Origin of the sequence: Allorhizocola rhizosphaerae (genome assembly GCF_003426775.1) — a bacterium.
Classification (GTDB): Bacteria; Actinomycetota; Actinomycetes; order Mycobacteriales; family Micromonosporaceae; genus Allorhizocola; species Allorhizocola rhizosphaerae.
The window spans coordinates 1-15,663 of record NZ_QJUG01000200.1; the positions used below are offsets into that span (position 1 = coordinate 1).

The window sequence follows — 15,663 nt, forward strand, 5'->3', positions numbered from 1 at the left end:
CATCCCAGCCGAGCTCGGCGGCGCGGGCTTCGGGATCGCTGTCGTCCTCGGTGGCGGGCTCGCCGATGCGCGGTGGTGGGCCCGGTTCGGGGGCGGGCGGCTGCGCCTCCGCGTCGGCGGCGCGCAACAGTCCAAACAGGACGGCCACGGCCGCGGCCGAACCGGCGAGCGTGGGCAGGGCCGACAGCGTCGTGGCTGACGGGCGGGTGAGCGCCGCGCCCAGGCCGATCGCGGCGAACAGTCCGATCCCGACGATGCCCCACTCGCGGCGCCGGGCCGCCCCGATGCCGATGAGCGCGGCGAATCCGGCGAGCAGGATGGTGGTACCAACTAATAAAGCGGTTTTGTCATGGACGCCGAAGAGCGCGATGGCAAACTGCTTGGCCGGCTCGGGCGACGCGTCCACGACCGCGCCGCCGACCGCGAACAGCGGAGCGGACTGCGGACCGGTCCACACGGCGATCAGCTCCGCCACACCTATCGCGACCGCCGCCGCGGACACACCGGCGAGCGCGGCACGGGTCTTCGACACCATGAGCTCTAGTCTGCTCGCCGGCGGAGCGCGATGCAGCCCGGGGATTGCTTACAGATTCTTACGGTACCGAGCAAGCCCACGCCCGGCGGTCAGTTCGTGGGGGTGGCCTCGATCAACAACGGCAGATCGATCGACATGTTTTCCGGCGCGACACCGCCCATGCTGAAGATCATTGGGAAGGACAGGGTCGCGGAGGTCGCCCCCGGCGGGATCTTGCCGTCGAACACGATCGTGCCGGAGGACTCGCCCTTCGCCGGGACGTCGCCGGAGTTCCAGTCGCCCGTGAACTGGTCTCGCCGGAGCGTGCCGTGGTCGGGCACGTTCAGCTGCTCGCCGCGGCCGCCGCTCATCGTCACCAAGACCTGCCCGGAGTTGCGGGCGGTCAGCTTGACCACGGTGGCGCGCTCGTTCACCTGGACCGAGGTCACCGTGACGGTCAGGATGCCCTGGGTCTTGGTGCGCGGTCCGCCCAGCCGCTCGCGCCCCGGGTTGTCCTTGTCCTCGCCGGTGACCCGCTCGACGGCCGCCACCGCCTGCTGCACGACCCAGTGGCCGGCGTAGGTCGCGGCCAACCCGCCACCGCCACAGAGCAGGAGCGTGATCACGATCGCGGCCCCCCACGACGTCCGCTTGGCCGGCCTTTGCTGCGTCTGCGGCACCTGCGGCGCGGGTGCCGGGGCAGGCTGCTTGCCTCCGCCAGCCTTCGCCTGATCGATGAGCACGCCGATCATCACGACCGCGAGCCCGACCGCGGTGGAGATCAGCGATCCCTGCAGCGGGGTCACCCGCAGCGCGTGTTCAACTGGCTGATCGACGACGATGCCGGTCAGGCACGACTGGTGCACATGATCTCGCACAGCCGGCCGTCGAGCGACGCGCAGCCGGACCGGACCCGCGACCGATGTCAAAGGCGTGGGTTTCGGCGGCGCAGGAGCGGTCCGCGCCCACGCTGTTCTTCGTGGACATGCGCCGGGCCGACAAGGTCGCGAAACTGTTCGTGGCAACGGATCCGGATGACGATGAGGTACGGGCCTGGGTGATCGCGGCGTCACATCAGAGCGAGGACGCGTTCGACTGCCCGCTTGTCCCAAGTGGTTTCGGATGTGCTGAGCCAGGCGGCGAGGGACGGGCTCGACACCGAATCGAACCGGCGGCACGTCTCGTTTCTGGCGTTGTGCCGCCGGATCGCCGACGAGATGGAGCGCAGATTCGGTGTGGCGCAGCGGGTCGCGTGGACGCGACCGACGATCCGTCCACTTTGGACCTCCCGTTCCCGCCCAACCCGCGGTGGCGCGACACCCGCCCAACTCCTCGCCTTCGACCATCCGGTTTTCGTTTCCTCCGACGGGGCGATCGCCGTCTTGCTGTGCAAGCCGACGAGACCGTGGAGGTTGTCCGAGCACAGCGCGGTGCCCATGCCCAAGCCGGTGTTCGCCGGTCACGATGGCCTATTACGCGCACCGGTTGCGCGATGCTGGACGGCAGGGCGAGGAGGGGCTGACTCCGGAGGCGGAGGGGCTGCTGCGGGCATGGCTTGACCAGTGGGACGTGTCGCCGACAAGTGGCAAGGGATCGGGAGTCTGCCGATTCGGCAGGGGTTGGGCATCGTGGCCGAGCTCCTCGGGTAGGCCGCGCCGCAGGTGGTGACGTTCGTGGTGGCGTTCTTCCGCGAGGTGGAGGCCTACCTGCGGGCGGACGCTCCGCATCGGACGCTGGCCCAGCTCGACGTGGCCAACGCCATCGCGGGCGTCGACGGGCCGATCACGGTCGTCGCGCACTCGCTGGGCTCGGTCGTGGCCTATGAGGCTCTCCACCGGTACCCACAGAAGGAAATTGAGCTCTTTGTGACGCCCGGCTCGCCGTTGGCGATGCCCGTGGCCGTGTTTCCGCGGCTGGATCCGGCTCCGGTCAACGGGTTTGGCGCGCGCCCGCCCGGCGTCGAGCGATGGGTGAACCTTGCCGACCGGGGTGACCTAATGGCGATCCCGCGGGGTGACATAGCGAGACGATTCCGCGACGTGGAGGCACATCAAGACGTGAGCGTGCACTGGCTCGACTTCCACACCGCGGCCAACTACCTGCGAACTGAGGCATTGGCCACATTAACGCATGTTTAGCGGCGCGGCGCGGAGGAGATAAGCCGTGGCATGAGTACGATCACTGGCCGGAAGGAGCTGCGCATGCGGTCGAAAGGCGTTGACTTGCTTGAGGAGCGGACCTTCGCCGACGTCAGCGATCAGTTTGACCCACCCGACTTCGCCGCCCTCGATGACGAGTTGATGTCACTCAGTGCGGCTGTGGACGACGATTTCTGTTGCACCAGATGCCCGTAACGACCGCATGAGTAGAACCACGCCCCGGCGGTGGTGACCGCCGGGGCGTTCGCTTGTCAGGAGCCCGCCTCGCCGTAGATCTCTTCGAGCCCCGCGACCACGATCGACCGCCCGTCGGCCTCGTGCACCACGCTCCAAACTGAGCACATCGATCTCGTGAGTCGTCTTGTGTTCCCGGCACGCCCACGTAAAAGCCCCAGCGGCGGGACCGCTGGGGCTTTCGGGTCAGGTGTTCAGAAGCCGGGGCCGTGCTGGTGGCCGTGGCCGTGCCCATGGCCGTGACCATGCCCGTGGCCTGCTGGCTCCTTCTCCTTGGGCTTCTCCACGACCAGGGACTCGGTCGTGAGCAGCAGACCCGCGATGGACGCCGCGTTGAGCACGGCGTTGCGGGTCACCTTCACCGGGTCGACGATGCCGGCCTTGGCCAGGTCGACGAACTCGCCGCTGGCCGCGTCGAGGCCGTGGCCCCAGGCGGCGCTCGCGACCTGCTGCACGATGACATAGCCGTCGTGGCCCGCGTTTTGCGCGATCCAGCGCAGCGGCTCGGCGAGCGCCTTGCGCACGAGCGCCACGCCCACCTTCTCCTCGGCCGGAAGGCCCAGGCCATCGTCCAAAACGGACTGGACCTGCACCAGGGCCGCCCCACCGCCGGGCACGATGCCCTCCTCGACGGCGGCCTTGGTCGCGGCGATGGCGTCTTCGATGCGGTGCTTGCGCTCCTTCATCTCGACCTCGGTTGCCGCGCCGACCTTGACGACCGCGATGCCGCCGGACAGCTTGGCCAGCCGCTCCTGCAGCTTCTCCCGGTCCCAGTCGGAGTCGGACGCCTCGATCTCCTTGCGGATCTGGGCGACGCGCGCCTCGACATCGGCCGCCGTGCCCGCACCCTCGACGACGGTCGTGGTGTCCTTGTTGACCACGACCCGCCGGGCGCGGCCGAGCTGCTCGATGCCCACCGAGTCGAGCTTGTAGCCGAGCTCGGGGGCGATCAGCTCGCCACCGGTCAGAATCGCCATGTCCTGCAGCATGGCCTTGCGGCGATCGCCGAAGCCGGGCGCCTTGACGGCGCACACCTTGACGGTCTTGCGGATCGAGTTGACCACGAGCGTGGAAAGGGCCTGGCCCTCCACGTCCTCGGCCACGATCAGCAGCGGCTTGCCCGACTGCAGGACCTTCTCCAGCAGCGGGAGCAGCTCGTCGATGGACGAGATCTTCTGTGTGGTGATGAGGATGTGGGCGTCCTCGAGCACGGCCTCGCCCGACTCGGCGTCGGTGACGAAGTGCGGCGAGATGAAGCCCTTGTCGAACTGCAGGCCCTCGGTCACCTCAAGCTCGGTCGCGAGGGTGGAGCCCTCCTCGACCGTGATGACCCCGTCGCGGCCGACCTTCTCCATCGCCTCGGCGATGAGCTCGCCGATGCTCGCGTCCTGCGCGGAGATGGTGGCCACGTGGGCGATGTCGGACTTGCCCTCGACCGCGGCAGCCTTCTCCAGCAGCGTGTCGGAGACCTTGCGCGCGGCGGCGTCGATGCCGCGCTTGAGCGCGGCCGGGTTGGTGCCGGCGGTGACGTTGCGCAGGCCCTCCCGGACCAGCGCCTGGGCCAGGACGGTCGCGGTGGTCGTGCCGTCGCCCGCGACGTCGTTGGTCTTGGTGGCCACCTCCTTGACCAGCTGCGCCCCGAGGTTCTCATACGGGTTGGACAGCTCGATCTCCTTGGCGATGGTCACCCCATCGTTGGTGATCGTCGGAGCCCCGAACTTCTTGTCGAGCACCACGTTGCGCCCGCGCGGGCCGAGGGTCACCTTGACCGCGTCGGCGAGCGCGTTGACACCGTGCTCGAGCAGATGCCGGGCGTCATCCGAGAAGCTCAGAATCTTCGCCATGGAAAGTAAAACTCCTTCTACATCACAGCGGCCCCGGCCTCCTCCACAGAAAGCCGGGGCAAGCTGATCATGTCAGCCCGCCACAGTGAGGTGGCGGGCCTGGATCACTTCTCGATGACCGCAAGGACGTCGCGCGCGGAGAGCACCAGGTACTCCTCGCCCGCGTACTTCACCTCGGTGCCGCCGTACTTGGAGTAGATGACCGTGTCACCCACCTTGACGTCGATCGGGACGCGGTTGCCCTTGTCATCGATGCGGCCGGGGCCGACCGCCAGGACCGTGCCCTCCTGCGGCTTCTCCTTCGCGGTGTCGGGAATAACAAGACCCGACGCGGTGGTGGTCTCAGCCTCGTTTGCCTGGACCAGAATGCGGTCCTCCAGCGGCTTGATCGCAACCTTCGTCGCGGTAGTCACGAGCATACCCTCCTGGGGTATCGGAAACTGCTAACTTGTTCTGCCCTGAGCAGCACCGTCGTCGCGGGTGTCGGCCCTGCTGCGGGCGTTGTCATTAGCACTCTACTAGGCAGGGTGCTAATCGCCAGATTAGGTCGCTCTTAGCACTCCGTCAAGGCGAGTGCCAGAATCTCGGGGTGGATTTCGCCCGACTCGTCACGCCGGATGGACAGCACGCGCTGGCCGAAGCACGGCAGCTCCTTGGCAAGGACCGGCTCGCCGCGATCACCGCGCTGCGCGAACGCTTCGACCCCGGCCTGGCCGCCGACGCGCTGAGCCAGGCGGCGCTGCGGGAGCGGGCCGTGGCCAAGTTCGGCGAGGGCGCGTGGGGGATGTACTTCACGGCCGCCGGGCTCGAACAGGCGACCCGGCCGATCGTGGCGGCGAGAAGGGCCGAACGGCTGGGAGCCTCCCGCAATGTGGTCGATCTGGGTTGCGGCATCGGCTCCGATTTAATGCATTTGGGGGGTACGGGGATCGAGCGCGACCCGGACACGGCGAAGTGCGCTGAGCTCAACGTGCCGGCGGCGCGCGTGATACCGGGCGACGCGCAGGACTTCGATCTGTCCACTGTGGACACCGTGTTCTGTGATCCTGCGCGCAGGTCGGGTGGGAAACGGGTGTTCAACCCGCGCGACTACTCGCCACCGTGGGACTGGGTGGTCTCGTTGCCCGAGCGCGTCCCGCGCACCGTGCTCAAGCTCGCGCCCGGCATCGATCAGTCGCTCCTGCCACCGGGCTGCGAGCTGGAGCTCGTGTCGGTCGACGGCGACGTGGTGGAGGCGGCCGCGTGGTGTGGGCCGCTCGCCCGGGTCCCGCGCCGCGCGACGGTCATCCGCAAGGGCGTGGCGCACGAGCTCGCCGGCACGGGCACGCGCCGGGCGCCCGTGGGCGAGCCGAGACGGTACGTGTATGACCCGGACGGAGCCGTGGTCCGCGCTCACCTCGTGGCCGAGTTCGCGTCCACTGTGGACGGTGTGCTGGGCGACCCGTCGATTGCCTACGTGTATTCCTCGATATATGTGGAAAACGCGTTCTCGCGTGCCTTCGAGATCGACGAGATCATGCCGTTCTCGCTCAAGCGGCTGCGCGCCGCGCTGCGAGCCCGCGATGTGGGGCGGCTCGAAATCCTCAAGCGCGGCTCGGCCGTGGACGTCGAGACCCTGCGCCGCGAGCTGAAGCTGGGTGGGACCAACGCCGCATCGCTCATGCTGACCCGGATCGCGGGCGATCCGGTCGCGGTGATCCTGAGGTAGGGTCACGGAACTATGAAGGTCTTGGTCACCGGCGGGGCCGGGTACATCGGGAGCACGGTCGCCTCCGCGTTGCTGGACAGCGGTCACACGCCGGTCATTCTGGACAACCTGGTCACCGGGCGGCGTGCCTTCACCGCCGGCCGGGTGTTCTACGAGGGCGACGTCGCCGATGGCGAGCTGCTCGACCGGGTGTTCGCCGACCACCCCGACATCGAGGTCGCCGTGCACTGCGCGGCGCTCATCGTCGTACCGGAATCGGTGAAAAGGCCTTTGAATTACTACCGGGAAAACGTCGCCAAAACGATCAGCCTGGTCGAACACCTCACCCGCAACGACTGCAGGCGCCTGCTGTTCAGCTCGTCGGCGTCCATCTACCGACCGGGCCCGGACTTCTCCGTGGACGAGAGCTCACCGGTCGAGCCGACCAGTCCCTACGCGCACACCAAGGCGATGATCGACACGATCCTGGCGGATGCCGCGCATGCGGGCGAGTTGCGCGCGATCTCGCTGCGCTATTTCAACCCGGTCGGCGCGGATCCCAAGATGCGCACGGGATTGCAGACGCTCAACCCGACACACGCGCTCGGCAAGATGATCGAGGCGTGGGAGAACGGCACGGTGTTCCCGATCACCGGCACGGACTGGCCGACGCGCGACGGCTCGGGCATCCGCGATTACATCCATGTGTGGGATCTGGCACGCGCGCATGTGGCGGCGTTGGAGAAGTTCGATTCGCTGGTGTCCGACCACAGCGTGATCAACCTGGGCACGGGCAACGGGACCACCGTGCGGGAGCTGCTCGACGCCTTCGAAGAGGTGACGGGAGCCCCGTTGGCCCACACCGAGACCGATCGCCGCCCGGGTGACGCGGTCGGCGCGTTCGCCCGCAGCCTGCGCAAGGATCTGGGGTGGACGCCGGAGCTCACCATCATCGATGGCATCCGCGATGCGCTGGCCTGGCGGGCAAAGCTGCTGTCATGACCACGCCCGCGACGGCGTTGCTCGCCAAGCAGAAGGTGAAGCACGCGCTGCACACCTATGACGTGAGCGCGGACGCGCCCAATTACGGTGCGCTTGTGGCGCAAGCGATCGGGGCACCCGCGGCACGCGTGTTCAAGACGCTGGTGACGGAGGTCGACGGCGCGCTGACCGTCGCGGTCGTGCCCGTCACCGGCGACGTCGACCTCAAGGCGCTCGCGAGCGCGGCGGGCGGCAAGCGGGCCGTGCTGGCCGATCGCGACCTCGCGGAGAAGACGACGGGCTATGTGCGCGGCGGCATAAGCCCACTGGGCCAACGGAAACGACTTCCGACCGTCATCGACGAGTCCGCATTGGACGGTGACACCGTCTTCGTGTCGGCGGGCAAGCGGGGGCTGCAGGTCGAGCTCGCCCCCGCCGACCTGGTGCGCCTCACGAGCGCGAAGCTGGCCCCGATCGCTCGAACCGCAAAGGCGGCGGGCCCGGAGGGCTGGGGGGCGGGAGCTACATAGGGGTCGCCGGAGCCGAGGTCGGTGATGCACGCGTTGGGCCGATCCATGCGCAATATCCCGGCCCCGACCGGCCACGCGCGCTTGACTGATTTTGCCGTGTGACGTTGCTGAATTGTTACGGGCAACAACAAACCTGGTACTTGCGGTGATGTGCGCGCCGTGCATACGTTGTCGCGAACAACAAACCGGCCCCGGAGCCGAACCCCATAGACGGAAGGATCTGGCACGCATGCTCAAAAAGATCCTGGCCACGACCGCATGCGGTCTGCTGGCCATCGGCGGCGCCGCCGCATGTGGCGAACAGGGCAACCAGGGAGCGACCAAACCACCGAAGATCGGCGTCATCCTGCCCGACAGCAAGTCGTCGGTGCGCTGGGAGACCGCCGACCGCAAATACCTTGAGGCCGCCTTCAAAGCAGCAGGCGTGGATCATGTCATTCAGAACGCGCAGGGCGACAAGGCGGCATTCCAGAACATCGCGGACCAGATGATCACCAGTGGTGTGACGGTCCTGATGATCGTGAACCTCGATTCCGGTACCGGAAAAGCGGTTTTGGACAAGGCGAAGTCGCAGGGCGTCGCGACCATCGACTACGACCGCCTGACCCTCGGCGGCTCGGCCTCGTACTACGTGAGCTTCGACAACGTCAAGGTCGGCAAGCTGCAGGGCGAGGGCCTCGTCAAGTGCCTCACCGAAAAGGGCGTGACCAACCCGACCGTCGCCTACCTCAACGGCTCACCCACCGACAACAACGCCACGCTGTTCAGGGAGGGCTACGACTCCATCCTCAAGCCCAAGTTCGACAGCGGCACCTACAAGAAGGGCCCCGAGCAGTCGGTCCCGCAGTGGGACAACGCCCAGGCCGGGGTCATGTTCGAGCAGATGCTGACGCAGACCGGCGGCAAGATCGACGGCGTGCTCTCCGCGAACGACGGCCTCGGCAACGCCGCCATCGCCGTGCTGAAGAAGAACAACATCAAGGTCCCGGTCACCGGCCAGGACGCGACCGTGCAGGGGCTGCAGAACATCCTCGCCGGCGACCAGTGCATGACCGTGTACAAGGCCATCAAGAAGGAGGCCGACGCGGCCGCCGAACTCGCGATCGCGCTCGCCAAGGGCGAGAACAAGCAGGTCAGCGGCAAGGTGACCGACCCGGAGGGGAAGCGGGATGTGCCCAGCGTCCTGCTCGACCCGGTGGCCATCTACTTCGACTCGGTGAAGGCGGTGGTGGACGACGGCTACGTCACGAAGGCGGAGTTGTGCACCGCCGACTTCGCGGCCAAGTGCGAACAGGCCGGCATCAAATAGCGACCCATTGGGGGCCTTCGGAACGCCGAAGGCCCCCAATGATCAGCGGTTTTAGGTCTCTTCAGGCGAAGCCGTGCCGTTGCGCGGCCAGGGCCGGGCGCGAAGCGATCCTGGCCTGGCCGCTGCGGGAAGCGGTTTTGAGTTTCTTCAGGCGAAGCCGTGCTGTTGCGCGGCCGGGGCCGGGCGCGAAGCGATCCGGGCCTGGCCGCTGCGCAGATAGGAAGGTGAGCATGCTCGAAGTGCGTGGGATAAACAAGAGTTTCGGGCCCGTCCATGTGTTGCGTGACGTGGCCCTGACCGTGCGGTCGGGCGAGGTCACGGCTCTGGTCGGGGACAATGGTGCCGGAAAGTCCACATTGGTCAAATGCATCGGCGGCATCTACCCGATCGACAACGGCGAGATCCTGGTCGACGGCAAGCCGGTGCACATCCACTCGCCCCGCGACGCCGCCGGGCTTGGCATCGAGATCGTGTACCAGGACCTGGCGCTGTGCGACAACCTCGACATCGTGCAGAACATGTTCCTCGGGCGGGAGCGCAGACGCGGGATCGTGCTCGACGAGCCGTCGATGGAGCATCTGGCCGAGCAGACCCTGGCCTCGCTGAGCATCCGCACGGTGTCGTCCGTGCGGCAGGCGGTCGCGAGCCTGTCCGGCGGGCAGCGCCAGACCGTGGCCATCGCCAAGGCCGTGCTGTGGAACAGCCGCCTGGTAATTCTGGACGAGCCGACCGCGGCGCTGGGTGTGGCCCAGACCGCGCAGGTGCTCGAACTGGTCAGGCGGCTTGCCGACAACGGGCTCGCGGTCGTGCTGATCTCACACAACATGAACGACGTGTTCGCCGTCTCCGACCGGATCGCGGCGCTCTACTTAGGACAGATGGTAGCCCAGGTGAAGACGACAGAAGTTACCCACGCCCAGGTGGTCGAGCTCATCACGTCCGGCAAGTCGGGGACGATCGCATGATCGCCACCCTGAAGCGCAGCCCCGCCCTCCCGGCCATCCTGGGCCTTGTCGTGCTGTGCGCGGTGTTCTCGGCAATGCGGCCCGCGTTCTTCACCCCCGTCAACTTCGCCAACCTGCTCCAGCAGGGCGCGGCGACCACGGTCATCGCCATGGGCCTGGTCTTCGTGCTGCTGCTGGGAGAAATAGATCTCTCCGCCGGGTTTGCCTCCGGTGTGTGTGCGGCCATCCTCGCCGTGACCCTCGACCAGATGTCTTTTCCTTGGTACCTCTCCGTGGGCGCGGCGATCGCGACGGGTGTGGTGATCGGGTTCCTGCTCGGCTTCCTGGTCGCGAAGATCGGCATCCCGTCGTTTGTGGTGACGTTGGCCGCGTTCCTGGCGTTCCAGGGCGTGGCGCTGCTCCTGCTTGAGGAGGGCAGGAACGTTTCGGTGCGCGCGCCGATCATCCTCGCGATCGCGAACAAGAGCATGCACCCGTGGATCGGGTGGGCGTTCGGCGCCACGGCGGTGGCCGCGTTCGCGGCCGTGCAACTGTGGAGCTGGTATCGCAGGCGTGCCAAGGGAGTCACGGCCGTGCCGCTGCGATTGACGGCGCTGAAGGTGGGCGCCCTCGCGGTACTCGTCATCGTCACCGTCTCCATCCTCAACCAGGAGCGCAGCTTCAACGTTCGCATCACCTCGCTCAAGGGTGTCCCCATCGTCGTGCCGATCGTCGTTGCGCTGCTTGTGCTTTGGACGTTCATCCTGCGGCGCACCGCATATGGCAGGCACCTGTATGCGGTCGGCGGCAATCGTGAGGCGGCGCGGCGTGCGGGCATCAATGTGGACAGGATCCGGATTTCGGCGTTCGTCATCTGCTCGGCGATGGCGGCCGTGGGTGGCATCATCGCGGCGAGCCGGGGCAACTCCGTCGACCCCAACACGGGTGGATCAAACGTGCTGCTGTACGCGGTGGGTGCAGCGGTGATCGGCGGGACGAGTCTGTTCGGCGGCAAGGGGCGCGTGCTCGACGCCGTGCTCGGTGGGCTGGTCGTGGCGGTGATCGACAACGGGATGAGCCTGCTGAACTATAGTTCCGGGATCAAGTTCGTGGTGACCGGCACGGTCCTGCTGCTCGCGGCCGGCGTGGACGCGCTGTCCCGCAAGCGAAACGCGTTGGGAGGATAGGTAATTGCGGTCGCCAGCGCCCAGCCAGGAGGAGATTCGGCGGCAGAATCTGGGTGCTCTGTTGCGGTTTGTGCACGAACGGGGCCGGATATCGCGCGCGGAACTGACCACTGAGCTGGGCCTGAACCGCTCGACGATCGGAGCCCTGACGGCGGAGCTGGCCGAGGCGGGGCTGGTGACCGAGGAGGCGCCGCGCGAGACCGGGCGGGCCGGGCGGCCATCGCTGACGGTGCGGGCATGCTCGGACTCGATTTTCGTGTACGCGGCGAGCATCGAGGTCGATCTGGTACGGGTGGCGCGGGTCGGGCTCGGCGGCGTGATCCTGGACCGGGTGTCGTTCCCGCGGCCGGTCGATGTCGTGGGGGCGCTGACTTCGGCCGTGCAATCGTTCACGGTGGACAGTGCGGATCGCCGCATTGGGCTTGGCGTGGCGATTGTGGGTGTGGTGCGGCGCGAGGACGGGATGGTCCGATTAGGACCGCACATCGGCATGCGGGACGAACCGCTCGGAGACCAGCTGCAGGAACGGTTGCCACAGTTGCAGATTTCGGTCGCGAACGTGGCGGACGTGTGCGCCCTTTCGGAGCACACGCGGGGCGTGGCGATCGGGTGTGACAATGTCATTTACTTGTACGGTGATGTCGGTGTCGGGGCGGGCATCATCGCGGGCGGGCATCGCGTGACCGGGCACGGTGGATACGGTGGCGAGGTCGGGCACATGGTGGTCAACCCGTCGGGGACGAGGTGCGAGTGCGGCTCCCGCGGGTGCTGGGACACCGAGATCGGTGAGCAGACCCTGTTACGCCTCGCGGAGTCCAAACCGGACACCAGCGGCCAGGAGGCCATCCTGGCCGTCATCGACCGCGCCGCCCGCGGCGACCACGTGGCCCAGGCCGCCGTCCGCCACGTCGGCGACTGGCTGGGCTTCGGTGTGGCCAATCTGGTCAACATCTTCAACCCGGAGCTCGTCATCTTCGGCGGCACCCTGCGCGATGTCTACCTCGCCTCGGCCGCCCAGGTGCGCAGCCGCCTCAACAGCATGGGCCTGCCCGCCACCCGCGAACACGTCCGCCTGCGCACCCCCACCCTCGGCGACGACGCAGCACTGCTTGGCGCGGCCGAACTCGCCTTCGAGCCCCTCCTGCGCGACCCCCTAGGCTGACGCCGATCCGGGCATCACGCGTTAGAACGAGATCTGCTCGCCGACGCTGCGCACCGACCGGACGTCTGGAAAGCGGGCCTTGCCGTCCGCGCGCAACGCGACCGCCGGCCCCGCCTCGTAGGCGGCGAACGCCTCCCGCGAGGCGAACAGGTAGCGCGTCTCGACCGACCCGTCGTCGTAGGACACGATCTCGGCGGACTGCGCCCCGGCCTCGACCACCGCCTGGGCGTGGCCCTGCGTGAGCCAGTCGAGGTAACGCCGCCGCGTCTGGCCATCGTCGAACCCTGAGCGAACCGAATAAATCAGCACCCGACCAGCCTACGACTGGATAGGCTCGCGCGATGTTCCTAGCTCATGACCTGATCGGCAGCGATGGGCCCACCGTCGTGCTCTTGCACTCCTCCGTCTGTGACCGCCGGATGTGGGATCCACAACTTCCGGCCCTGACGGGTTTTCGCGTGCTGCGGGCCGACTTCCGTGGCTTCGGCGAGACACCCGCGCCCACCGAGCCGTTCAATCCGGCCGATGACGTGCGCGACCTGCTCGACCATCTGGGGCTCGGCGACGTGACGCTCGTGGGCGCCTCCTACGGCGGCCGGATCGCGTCGGAGTTCGCCGCCCGCTGGCCCGACCGTGTGAGCAAGCTCGCACTGATCTGTGCGGACCGCGCGGGCCAGGAGCCGACGCCGTCCGTGGCCGCCTTCGGCGACAAGGAGGACGCGCTGATTGAGGCCCGCGACATCGACAGCGCGGTCGAGCTGAACCTCGACACCTGGCTCGGCCCGCGGACCACCAGGGAGACCCGCGCCGAGGTCGCGGCCATGCAGCGGCACGCCTTCGAGGTCCAGCTCGCCGGGCCGGACGTCGCCTCGATCCCGGTCGAGCACGACCTCACGGCCATCACCGCGCCGACGCTCGTCGTGTCGGGCGAGCACGACCTGGACTACTTCCACCAGATCGCGGATGTGTTCGCGAGCACGATCCCGGGTGCCCGCCGCATCCACCTCGACTGGGCCGGGCACCTGCCCAGCATCGAGGACCCGGCCGCGTTCACCCCCATCCTGCTTGAGTTTCTCAAGTGAACGCCGGGTCATAGATCCGCATTTTGAGTTCCCTGATCTGCCGTCGATGGTCGTGGATCAACGCGCCCGCGGCTTCGCCGACCCGAGCCGCGAACTCCTCCTCGCGCAGCGTGTTGAGGGCGTGGTCGCTGACGCTGACCTTCCATGTCTTCATGCCCACTACCGACACCGTCACGCTGCCGTCTGACGCGCGGCCCTCGGCCCGCAGCCCGTCGCGCTGCCGCTCGTATTCCACGTCGCGCGGGCTGATCGCCGGCGATTCGCCCGTGACCTGCATGCCCAGCGCGTCACTGAGCAGTGCGTAGTATTCCCGCATCCGGGCCACCCACAGCAGCCTGGCCAGGCTCGCCAGATGGGCTTCGAGATCGCCCCGGTCGACCCGGCGGTAATAGCCGGGCGCGAACGACACATACACGTCGCTTCTGCCGTGCAGTTGCGCGTTGATGCTGCCGCCCGGGGTCGAAGCCTGCACCCGCATGTTGTCCAATCCGTCGGCGAGGATGCCCACGGCACACCTCCTAATCGGACGAGTAGCCCATCTGACTCGGGTCTTTGATGCTTTCCTTCGTGGCGGTCGCGAGCGCCGGCCGCTTCGACACGAACGAGTCCTTCTCGGCGTGGATCGTGCCGTTGATGCTCATGAGCGCGTCGGCGATCCGCTTGTCCGTGCGGTCGATCTCCTCTTGAAGGCGGCGCAGGCAGTCGCCCATCGAACGCAGTACCTGATCGGGGTGCTCACCGGAAACCTGGAGCTTCGGCGGGTCATCAGGCGCCGCGGCCGCAACGACCTGGGAGGCGGCACCGACCGCGGTGATCGCGATTCCGGCGGCGCCGCCGGCCGTCACGAGCGTCGCGCCCACGGCGGCGATGGAAGCTACCACGGTGAAGGTCATGGTCCATTCGTTCTTGCCGGACTCCCCCATGTTGTCCAGCGCCGTGATGGTGTCGTGCGCGACCTTGTCGACGTCCTCCCGCGCCTTCTGCCACATCGCCTTCTCGGCCTCCAGCGCGGACTTGATCGCCGCAACGACGATGAACTGATTGCGCACCACCGCCGGGAAGGGGTCGATGAAATTCGACTTGAACTCCATGGCCGCCTTGCCCGTCCAGCCCTCGATGTAGCTTTCGGCGCCGGAAAGCTTTGTCAGTACCGGATTGGCGATGTACACCGAGCCGTTGGTGGAGATCGGGTCGCGGTTGTCCTGTCCGCTGGACAGCTTTTCGAGGCCCTTCTTGAGCATGTCGATCGCCGCGTCATAGTCCGACGGGTTGGGCAGTTTCGAAAACGGTTCATACTGCCCGGGAACGCCCTCGCACATCCCGCGCAGGTTGTCGAACCAGTCCGGGGAATAGCTGGAAGCGCCGCTCTGCGGATCGACGTTCTCGTTGGCCTTCCGCCACGCCCGCCGCGCGATGTCGTCGGCGTGCTGCATCAGTTGCTCGAAACTCATCCTGGAGTCCCGTTCTCTTGAATCAGGCGGTCGAGTTCGGCCTTGGCGGCCGCGTCGGTCGCCGCGTACTCGTTGACCGCCATCTGCAGCGCGAGCGCGGTATCGTCCAGGTTCTTCGCGGTGTCGTTGAGAATCTGGGCGATGAAGGTGGCCAGCGTGTTCCACTGGACCGGGGCGTTGCCCGCGCCGGCCGGGCGGAACGACTGCCCGTTGCCGACGGCTCTGGCCGCCGACACATACTCCTCGGCGACACTGGGCAGGTTGTCCTTGGCCGCCCGATAGAGCTCATACAAATCTGCGCCGAGGTCGGCGCCGGTGTCTGGCATGGCTTGCAAGATGCCATCGGGGCCCGACCACCGCCAGCGTTTCGACACACACCTAAACCCGCAGCTCAAGCGCGCCATGCTCGCGCTTGACGGCGTGCACACGCCCTTAGCTCTGTTCAGGCGAAGCCGTGCTCTTGCGCGGGTGGGGCCGGGCGCGAAGCGATCCGGGCCGACCCGCTGCGGACCCGCGCTCAACTCTGTTCAGGCGAAGCCGTGCTCTTGCGCGGGTGGGGCCGGGCGCGAAGCGATCCGG

General features: G+C 67.5%; 17 protein-coding genes and 2 pseudogenes. 10 read left to right on the forward strand and 9 right to left on the reverse strand.

Annotation, left to right across the window (positions count from 1 at the left end; translation table 11 throughout):
- The 3 genes and pseudogenes from DM816_RS31960 to DM816_RS31970 all read right to left on the reverse strand — a co-directional run.
- A pseudogene (locus DM816_RS31960) lies at positions 1-535 on the reverse strand (molybdopterin-binding oxidoreductase); the annotation flags it as partial.
- An 89-nt stretch (positions 536-624) separates the two neighbouring features.
- Positions 625-1,392: a hypothetical protein gene (locus DM816_RS31965; protein ID WP_162908053.1), complete on the reverse strand. Its 768-nt coding sequence runs from the start codon at positions 1,390-1,392 to the stop codon at positions 625-627.
- A gap of 191 nt (positions 1,393-1,583) precedes the next feature.
- Positions 1,584-1,952, reverse strand: coding sequence for a hypothetical protein (locus DM816_RS31970; protein WP_117214135.1), 369 nt, complete (start codon positions 1,950-1,952; stop codon positions 1,584-1,586).
- 223 nt (positions 1,953-2,175) lie between these two features.
- On the opposite strand from DM816_RS31970, the gene DM816_RS31975 reads away from it, so the two are divergent.
- Together DM816_RS31975 and DM816_RS31980 are read left to right on the forward strand one after the other, a co-directional pair.
- Positions 2,176-2,652 carry an alpha/beta fold hydrolase gene (locus DM816_RS31975; protein WP_117214137.1) on the forward strand — a complete coding sequence of 159 codons (477 nt, stop codon included), beginning with the start codon at positions 2,176-2,178 and terminating at the stop codon, positions 2,650-2,652.
- Positions 2,653-2,682: 30 nt separating this feature from the next.
- Complete coding sequence (locus DM816_RS31980) at positions 2,683-2,868, forward strand: hypothetical protein (RefSeq protein WP_117214139.1); 186 nt, start codon at positions 2,683-2,685, stop codon at positions 2,866-2,868.
- A 233-nt stretch (positions 2,869-3,101) separates the two neighbouring features.
- Here DM816_RS31980 and groL read toward each other — a convergent pair whose 3' ends face one another.
- Entirely contained in the window at positions 3,102-4,751 is a 1,650-nt protein-coding gene (gene groL / locus DM816_RS31985) for a chaperonin GroEL (protein WP_117214140.1), read from the reverse strand.
- Between the two features lie 104 nt (positions 4,752-4,855).
- Complete coding sequence (gene groES, locus DM816_RS31990) at positions 4,856-5,170, reverse strand: co-chaperone GroES (RefSeq protein ID WP_117214141.1); 315 nt, start codon at positions 5,168-5,170, stop codon at positions 4,856-4,858.
- A gap of 170 nt (positions 5,171-5,340) precedes the next feature.
- Between groES and DM816_RS31995 the strand changes: the two genes are divergently transcribed.
- The 7 genes and pseudogenes from DM816_RS31995 (at position 5,341) to DM816_RS32025 (ending at position 12,551) form a co-directional block, all read left to right on the forward strand.
- The gene (locus DM816_RS31995; RefSeq protein ID WP_162908054.1) at positions 5,341-6,459 is read left to right on the forward strand and encodes a class I SAM-dependent methyltransferase; all 1,119 of its coding nucleotides are present in this window, start codon (positions 5,341-5,343) and stop codon (positions 6,457-6,459) included.
- A gap of 12 nt (positions 6,460-6,471) precedes the next feature.
- Positions 6,472-7,440: a UDP-glucose 4-epimerase GalE gene (gene galE, locus DM816_RS32000; protein WP_117214143.1), complete on the forward strand. Its 969-nt coding sequence runs from the start codon at positions 6,472-6,474 to the stop codon at positions 7,438-7,440.
- Positions 7,437-7,949 (forward strand): Cys-tRNA(Pro) deacylase, encoded by a 513-nt coding sequence (gene ybaK, locus DM816_RS32005; RefSeq protein ID WP_117214144.1) that lies wholly within the window; start codon positions 7,437-7,439, stop codon positions 7,947-7,949. Before galE ends, ybaK begins: the two co-directional genes overlap by 4 nt.
- A 229-nt stretch (positions 7,950-8,178) precedes the next feature.
- Positions 8,179-9,258 (forward strand): sugar ABC transporter substrate-binding protein, encoded by a 1,080-nt coding sequence (locus DM816_RS32010; RefSeq protein ID WP_117214146.1) that lies wholly within the window; start codon positions 8,179-8,181, stop codon positions 9,256-9,258.
- Positions 9,259-9,488: 230 nt separating this feature from the next.
- Positions 9,489-10,223, forward strand: a complete 735-nt coding sequence (locus DM816_RS32015; protein WP_117214148.1) for an ATP-binding cassette domain-containing protein — start codon at positions 9,489-9,491, stop codon at positions 10,221-10,223.
- Between the two features lie 23 nt (positions 10,224-10,246).
- Positions 10,247-11,389: pseudogene (locus DM816_RS32020) on the forward strand (sugar ABC transporter permease); the annotation flags it as partial.
- Positions 11,390-11,393: 4 nt separating this feature from the next.
- Entirely contained in the window at positions 11,394-12,551 is a 1,158-nt protein-coding gene (locus DM816_RS32025; RefSeq protein ID WP_117214152.1) for an ROK family transcriptional regulator, read from the forward strand.
- Between the two features lie 21 nt (positions 12,552-12,572).
- Here the strand turns inward: DM816_RS32025 and DM816_RS32030 are convergent, their stop codons facing one another.
- Positions 12,573-12,860, reverse strand: a complete 288-nt coding sequence (locus tag DM816_RS32030; protein WP_117214154.1) for a DUF4286 family protein — start codon at positions 12,858-12,860, stop codon at positions 12,573-12,575.
- A gap of 32 nt (positions 12,861-12,892) precedes the next feature.
- On the opposite strand from DM816_RS32030, the gene DM816_RS32035 reads away from it, so the two are divergent.
- The gene (locus DM816_RS32035) at positions 12,893-13,633 is read left to right on the forward strand and encodes an alpha/beta fold hydrolase (RefSeq protein WP_117214157.1); all 741 of its coding nucleotides are present in this window, start codon (positions 12,893-12,895) and stop codon (positions 13,631-13,633) included.
- On the opposite strand, the gene DM816_RS32040 is transcribed toward DM816_RS32035, so the two are convergent.
- The 3 genes from DM816_RS32040 to DM816_RS32050 are packed head-to-tail and all read right to left on the reverse strand — an operon-like array spanning position 13,626 to position 15,410.
- Positions 13,626-14,141, reverse strand: coding sequence for a hypothetical protein (locus DM816_RS32040; protein WP_117214158.1), 516 nt, complete (start codon positions 14,139-14,141; stop codon positions 13,626-13,628). The genes DM816_RS32035 and DM816_RS32040 overlap by 8 nt on opposite strands.
- Before the next feature lie 10 nt (positions 14,142-14,151).
- A complete protein-coding gene (locus DM816_RS32045) occupies positions 14,152-15,084 on the reverse strand; it encodes a hypothetical protein (RefSeq protein ID WP_117214160.1) in 933 nt (310 codons plus the stop codon).
- Positions 15,081-15,410, reverse strand: a complete 330-nt coding sequence (locus DM816_RS32050) for a hypothetical protein (RefSeq protein ID WP_117214162.1) — start codon at positions 15,408-15,410, stop codon at positions 15,081-15,083. The genes DM816_RS32045 and DM816_RS32050 overlap by 4 nt, the downstream gene beginning before the upstream one ends.
- Between the last annotated feature and the right edge of the window lie 253 nt (positions 15,411-15,663).

Excerpts from the sequence above, each read along its gene's own strand:
- DM816_RS31970 (WP_117214135.1), bottom strand. The coding sequence starts at position 1,952 with ATGGGCACCGCGCTGTGCTCGGACAACCTCCACGGTCTCGTCGGCTTG.
- DM816_RS31980 (WP_117214139.1), top strand. The coding sequence starts at position 2,683 with ATGAGTACGATCACTGGCCGGAAGGAGCTGCGCATGCGGTCGAAAGGC.
- groL (WP_117214140.1), bottom strand. The coding sequence starts at position 4,751 with ATGGCGAAGATTCTGAGCTTCTCGGATGACGCCCGGCATCTGCTCGAG.
- groES (WP_117214141.1), bottom strand. The coding sequence starts at position 5,170 with ATGCTCGTGACTACCGCGACGAAGGTTGCGATCAAGCCGCTGGAGGAC.
- galE (WP_117214143.1), top strand. The coding sequence starts at position 6,472 with ATGAAGGTCTTGGTCACCGGCGGGGCCGGGTACATCGGGAGCACGGTC.
- ybaK (WP_117214144.1), top strand. The coding sequence starts at position 7,437 with ATGACCACGCCCGCGACGGCGTTGCTCGCCAAGCAGAAGGTGAAGCAC.
- DM816_RS32010 (WP_117214146.1), top strand. The coding sequence starts at position 8,179 with ATGCTCAAAAAGATCCTGGCCACGACCGCATGCGGTCTGCTGGCCATC.
- DM816_RS32015 (WP_117214148.1), top strand. The coding sequence starts at position 9,489 with ATGCTCGAAGTGCGTGGGATAAACAAGAGTTTCGGGCCCGTCCATGTG.
- DM816_RS32035 (WP_117214157.1), top strand. The coding sequence starts at position 12,893 with ATGTTCCTAGCTCATGACCTGATCGGCAGCGATGGGCCCACCGTCGTG.
- DM816_RS32045 (WP_117214160.1), bottom strand. The coding sequence starts at position 15,084 with ATGAGTTTCGAGCAACTGATGCAGCACGCCGACGACATCGCGCGGCGG.
- DM816_RS32050 (WP_117214162.1), bottom strand. The coding sequence starts at position 15,410 with ATGCCAGACACCGGCGCCGACCTCGGCGCAGATTTGTATGAGCTCTAT.